Source organism: Lentzea fradiae (genome assembly GCF_900100955.1).
Classification (GTDB): Bacteria; Actinomycetota; Actinomycetes; order Mycobacteriales; family Pseudonocardiaceae; genus Lentzea; species Lentzea fradiae.
The window spans coordinates 1-4,344 of the sequence record NZ_FNCC01000040.1 but is presented as its reverse complement, the minus strand read 5'-3'; the positions used below and the strand labels follow the sequence as shown (position 1 = coordinate 4,344).

General features: G+C 70.1%; 6 protein-coding genes and 1 tRNA gene. 3 read left to right on the top strand and 4 right to left on the bottom strand.

Annotated elements, in window-relative coordinates; translation table 11 throughout:
* Nucleotides 1-124: 124 nt before the first annotated feature.
* From BLT23_RS39745 to BLT23_RS39735, 3 genes are all read right to left on the bottom strand, one after another.
* The gene (locus BLT23_RS39745) at nucleotides 125-553 is read right to left on the bottom strand and encodes an OsmC family protein (RefSeq protein ID WP_090060592.1); all 429 of its coding nucleotides are present in this window, start codon (nucleotides 551-553) and stop codon (nucleotides 125-127) included.
* A gap of 281 nt (nucleotides 554-834) precedes the next feature.
* Nucleotides 835-910 (bottom strand) — tRNA-Gly (locus BLT23_RS39740).
* Nucleotides 911-945: 35 nt separating this feature from the next.
* Complete coding sequence (locus tag BLT23_RS39735) at nucleotides 946-1,344, bottom strand: DUF7674 family protein (protein ID WP_090060590.1); 399 nt, start codon at nucleotides 1,342-1,344, stop codon at nucleotides 946-948.
* 159 nt (nucleotides 1,345-1,503) lie between these two features.
* Here BLT23_RS39735 and BLT23_RS39730 point away from each other — a divergent pair, with 159 nt between their 5' ends.
* The 3 genes from BLT23_RS39730 (at nucleotide 1,504) to BLT23_RS39720 (ending at nucleotide 4,234) form a co-directional block, all read left to right on the top strand.
* Nucleotides 1,504-2,820, top strand: a complete 1,317-nt coding sequence (locus BLT23_RS39730) for a sigma-70 family RNA polymerase sigma factor (RefSeq protein ID WP_176947167.1) — start codon at nucleotides 1,504-1,506, stop codon at nucleotides 2,818-2,820.
* A gap of 94 nt (nucleotides 2,821-2,914) precedes the next feature.
* The gene (locus BLT23_RS39725; protein WP_090060585.1) at nucleotides 2,915-3,352 is read left to right on the top strand and encodes a DUF983 domain-containing protein; all 438 of its coding nucleotides are present in this window, start codon (nucleotides 2,915-2,917) and stop codon (nucleotides 3,350-3,352) included.
* 15 nt (nucleotides 3,353-3,367) lie between these two features.
* The gene (locus BLT23_RS39720; protein WP_090060583.1) at nucleotides 3,368-4,234 is read left to right on the top strand and encodes an Fpg/Nei family DNA glycosylase; all 867 of its coding nucleotides are present in this window, start codon (nucleotides 3,368-3,370) and stop codon (nucleotides 4,232-4,234) included.
* On the opposite strand, the gene BLT23_RS39715 is transcribed toward BLT23_RS39720, so the two are convergent.
* A partial coding sequence (locus BLT23_RS39715; RefSeq protein ID WP_176947166.1) for an LUD domain-containing protein occupies nucleotides 4,227-4,344 on the bottom strand: 118 nt, incomplete at its 5' end. The genes BLT23_RS39720 and BLT23_RS39715 overlap by 8 nt on opposite strands.

Genomic DNA, 4,344 nt, shown 5'->3' with positions numbered 1-4,344 from the left:
GCTGCTGCTCAGACAACGAACTCTGTGGACGCAACGAACCACTCCCCGGAGAGTCGGAACTGGATTCCCAGTCCAACTTCCGGGGAGCGGTTCACGAGAGGCGGCCCTTCGGGGGTGACGCGGTTCAGACCAGGGCGGCGTCGAGGGTGATGTTCTCGACGGCGGCGAGCGCCTTGGAGACCGGGCAGTTCGCCTTGGCGCCCTCGGCGGCCGCGACGAAGTCCTCCTGGGACAGGCCGGGGACGTTGGCGCGCACCGTCAGGTGGATGCCGGTGATGCCGACGCCGGCCTGGAACTTCACCTCGGCCTTGGTGTCGATCGAGGTGGGCGGCGTGCCCGCGCCGGTGAGGCCGTGCGAGAGCGCCATCGAGTAGCAGGACGAGTGCGCGGCGGCGATGAGCTCCTCGGGGCTGGTCTTGCCGCCCGCCTCCTCGGCGCGCGCCTTCCAGTCGATGTCGAAGCTGCCGCTGTTGGAAGTGGCGAGGCTGACGTTCCCCTTGCCCTCGACGAGGGAGCCTTCCCAGTGCGCGTTTGCCGTCTGAGTGATGGCCATGGTCTCCATGTCCTTGTCGAACGAGCTCGATCAGGTTGATGCGAGCGGCTCCCCCCACCCTTTCACGACCGCCCCGTGAGATCACGTCGAGAACGCCTCGACCCACCACCCGGGACACGCCGGCGACAGCCGCGCCACCTGACGACCGACCCGCACAACGCCCGGCCCAACGGCTCGTGGAGCGCGGGGCCGACTGCGTCCCGCAGGGTGTCGGCCCGGTCCGGCAAGGGGGTGAAACGAGAAACGGCTCATGCTCTCCATGAGCATGAGCCGTCTACGAGTGGAGCGGATGACGAGACTCGAACTCGCGACCCTCACCTTGGCAAGGTGATGCGCTACCAACTGCGCTACATCCGCCTGTCTGTCTGACGGGAAGAACTATACAACACCCCTCAGACGGCATCCTGCGAGGGGGGTCGCAAACCGGCCAGCAGTTGATCTACCTCGGACAACTGCTCCTTCGGCCACCGCCACTCCCACAGGGCCCTCACCTTGGCGAGGACGTCGACGGGGAGCCAGGCGGCCACCTCCTCGCGGAGGCCCCAGTCGTCGAAGACGTGCTCGTAGAAGCTGACCAGTGCCGCGTTCTCCAGGAACTGCTCCGGTTGGTGGAAGCACCAGTGGGCGAAGCCGTAGGCGCGGCGCAGGACGTCGTCGTTCTGCTCGCGGTGGGCTTCCATCGTCAGCTGGGACAGTTCGGAGAAGAAGACGTGGCAGGACCATTCCTCGGTTTCGGCTACAGCACGAAGTTCCGGCACCAGTGCCGCGGCGCGTTCTCGCCAGTCCACCACGTCCGTGACGATAGTCGCTGGATCTTCTTCGGCCGACTGTCCGACGTCCACCTGTGACCGCTTCGTCACCGGATGTGTTACGCCGAACGGTCCAATACGAACGGATGGTCTTGTGTATCGACCTGTTCTCGACGAGGAGCAGGTCTGGCCCCTTGTGGCATGTTGAGGCGTGTGAAGGTCGACGAGAACGAGGTCGACCGGGACCTGCTCGCCAGGGTGCGCGAGGGAGACGACTCGGCCTACGGCGAACTGTTCTCCCGGCATGCGGACGCGGTCCGCCGTTTCTCGCTCAGGCACGTCCGGGAGGCCGCCGAGGCCGACGACCTCACGGCCGAGGCGTTCTTCCGGATGCTCCAGGCGATCCGCCGGGGCACCGGTCCCACCGACCACGTCCGCACCTACCTGCTGACGGTCGCACGGCGTGTCGCATGGGAGTGGAGCGGGCGGCGCCGGGACGTGCCGGTGGAGGACGAGGAGCTGGGGCGGCGGGTCGAGCCCATCAGCGACAACGCGAACCGCCGGGTCGAGCACAACCTGATCACGCGTGCCTTCTCCAGCCTGCCGGAACGGTGGCGGGTGGTGTTGTGGCGCGTCGAGGTGGAGGGGGAGCGGCCCGCTTCGGTGGCGCCGCACTTCGGTCTTTCGCCCAACGCCATGTCGGCGTTGGCCCGTCGTGCGCGGGAGGGTTTGCGTGCGGCGTACTTGCAGGCGCATCTCGCGGCTGACGACGGGCGGTCGTCGTGTGCGGCGATCCGGGCGAAGCTCGGCACGTACACGGCCGGTGGGGTGCAGGGGGTCGAGGAGCGGCGGATCGGCGCCCACCTGGACACCTGTCCGTCCTGCTCGCAGCTGCACGCCGAGCTGAACGAGGTCTGCGCGACGTTGCGGGCCAACGCGGCGTTCCTGGTCGTGCCGGCCGGGCTCGGGCTCGCGTTCGCCGGGAAGGTGTTCCTCACCAAGGCCAAGATGGCGTTCGCCGCCGCCAGCGTGGCGACGGTCGGGCTGGTCGGGACGATGGCCGCCGTGTTCACGGGCGGGCCGGGGACCGTGGTGCTGGAGCCGGACCAGAACCCCGTGATCGCGCTGAACACGTCCTCGGGGACGTCCAGCTCCGAGCACGGCCAGGAGCTCGTGGTCGCGCCGCCGCCGGAGGAGACCGAGCGGCACGAGCAGGCGCAGCAGGGGACCGTCGGGAACCCCGTCGGGCACCGGCAGGAGACGGTCCAGCGGACCGCGTCGTCGGCTGTGACCACCACGAACGCGCCTCGGCTGCCGCCGGTCGAACGGGCGGAGACGCCGGGGTCCGCGTCCGGGTCGTCCTCGGAGACCGCTCCGGTGACGACGACGTCGCGGGAGATCAACTCGATGAACACGCCGACGACGACGGCCGATCCGCCGAAGTCCGACCCGTGCTCGACGCCGAGGACCACCGAGACGACGGCGACGCTCTACCCGACCGAGCCCGTTCAGAACTGACGGTGACGATCAAGGCCGGGCGAGTTCACCCACAAGGCTCGGCCTGCTGCGGGTACGGTTTGTGCAAGACCGACCGAGCGTGGGAGACGGGTACATGACGCGGCTGGTGCGCGGGGCGGACGGGCGGATGTGGACGGTCCACAGCCGCGTCGAGTGGCGCAACCCGGTGCAGTCCGACGACTTCGAGCACGACGTCAGCGGTGGTGCGCTGCCCGGCATCATGATGGCGGGGATGCTCCTCGTCATGGCGGTGGTGCTGATCGCCTGGACGCCGGACCAGGTCGTCGTGCCCGGCTGGCTGGTGCTCGCGCTGATCTTCCTGTTCCTGTTCTTCCCGGTGCGCTGGGCGCTGCGCCGCCCGCACACGCTGGTCGCGGAGAGCAAGGCGACGCCGGACGAGCAGCCGCCGGAGCGGTGGATCGGGCAGGTCAGGGGCCCGCTCGCGGTGCGCCAGGAGGCCGCCCGCGTGGCCAGGACGATCGAGATGCACTCGCTGCCCGACGTCGAAGGCCCGCTGCAACCGGTCGACTGATGCGACACTGGACCGGTGCCCGAGCTGCCCGAGGTAGAAGCGCTGGTCCACCACCTGCGTGAACACGCGGTGGGCCGCACCGTGCACCGCGTCGACGTGGCGTCGTTGCAGGTCCTCAAGACGTTCGACCCGCCGTGGACGGCGCTGCACGGCCAGGAGGTCGTGGCCGCGCACCGGCACGGCAAGCACCTCGACCTGGAGGTCGCCGACGGCCTGCACCTGGTCGTCCACCTGGCCCGCGCGGGCTGGCTGCGCTGGGCCGACAGCATGTCCGCGCCGCCGCCCAAGCAGGGACGCGGCCCGCTGGCGTTGCGCGTGCACCTCGGCCCGCCCGGACAGGGGCCGGGCTTCGACCTGACCGAGGCCGGCACGAAGAAGGGCCTCGCGGCGTGGATCGTGCGCGACCCGAAGTCGATCGCGAGCGTCGCGCGGCTGGGTCCCGACGCGCTGGGGATCACCCGCACGCAGCTGGAGGACCTGTTCGCGAAGCGGACCGAGCGGCTCAAGACGGCGCTCACGGACCAGAGCCTGATCGCGGGCATCGGCAACGCCTACTCCGACGAGATCATGCACCTGGCCCGGCTCTCGCCGTACGCGACGACCGGGAAGCTCGACGAGGAGCAGCTCGACCGGCTGCACGAGGCCATGCTCAGCACGCTGACGGACGCGGTCGCGCGGTCCGTCGGGCAGGACGCGGCCCGGCTGAAGGGCGAGAAGCGGTCGGGGCTGCGGGTGCACGCGCGCACGGGGCTGCCGTGCCCGGTGTGCGGCGACACGGTGCGCGAGGTGTCGTTCGCGGACAAGGCGTTCCAGTACTGCCCGACGTGCCAGACGGGCGGCAAGCCGCTGGCCGACCGCAGGCTGTCCCGCCTGCTCAAGTGACGATCAGGACCTCCAGGGTGCGGGGGCCGTGGACGCCCTCCACCCGGTTCAGCTCGATGTCGCTCGTCGCCGAGGGCCCGCTGACGAACGTCAGCGGGCGCGTCGGTTCC

What these genes read in the sequence shown, in the direction of transcription:
- BLT23_RS39745 (WP_090060592.1), bottom strand. Translation starts at nt 553, where the DNA reads ATGGCCATCACTCAGACGGCAAACGCGCACTGGGAAGGCTCCCTCGTC.
- BLT23_RS39730 (WP_176947167.1), top strand. Translation starts at nt 1,504, where the DNA reads ATGTTGAGGCGTGTGAAGGTCGACGAGAACGAGGTCGACCGGGACCTG.
- BLT23_RS39725 (WP_090060585.1), top strand. Translation starts at nt 2,915, where the DNA reads ATGACGCGGCTGGTGCGCGGGGCGGACGGGCGGATGTGGACGGTCCAC.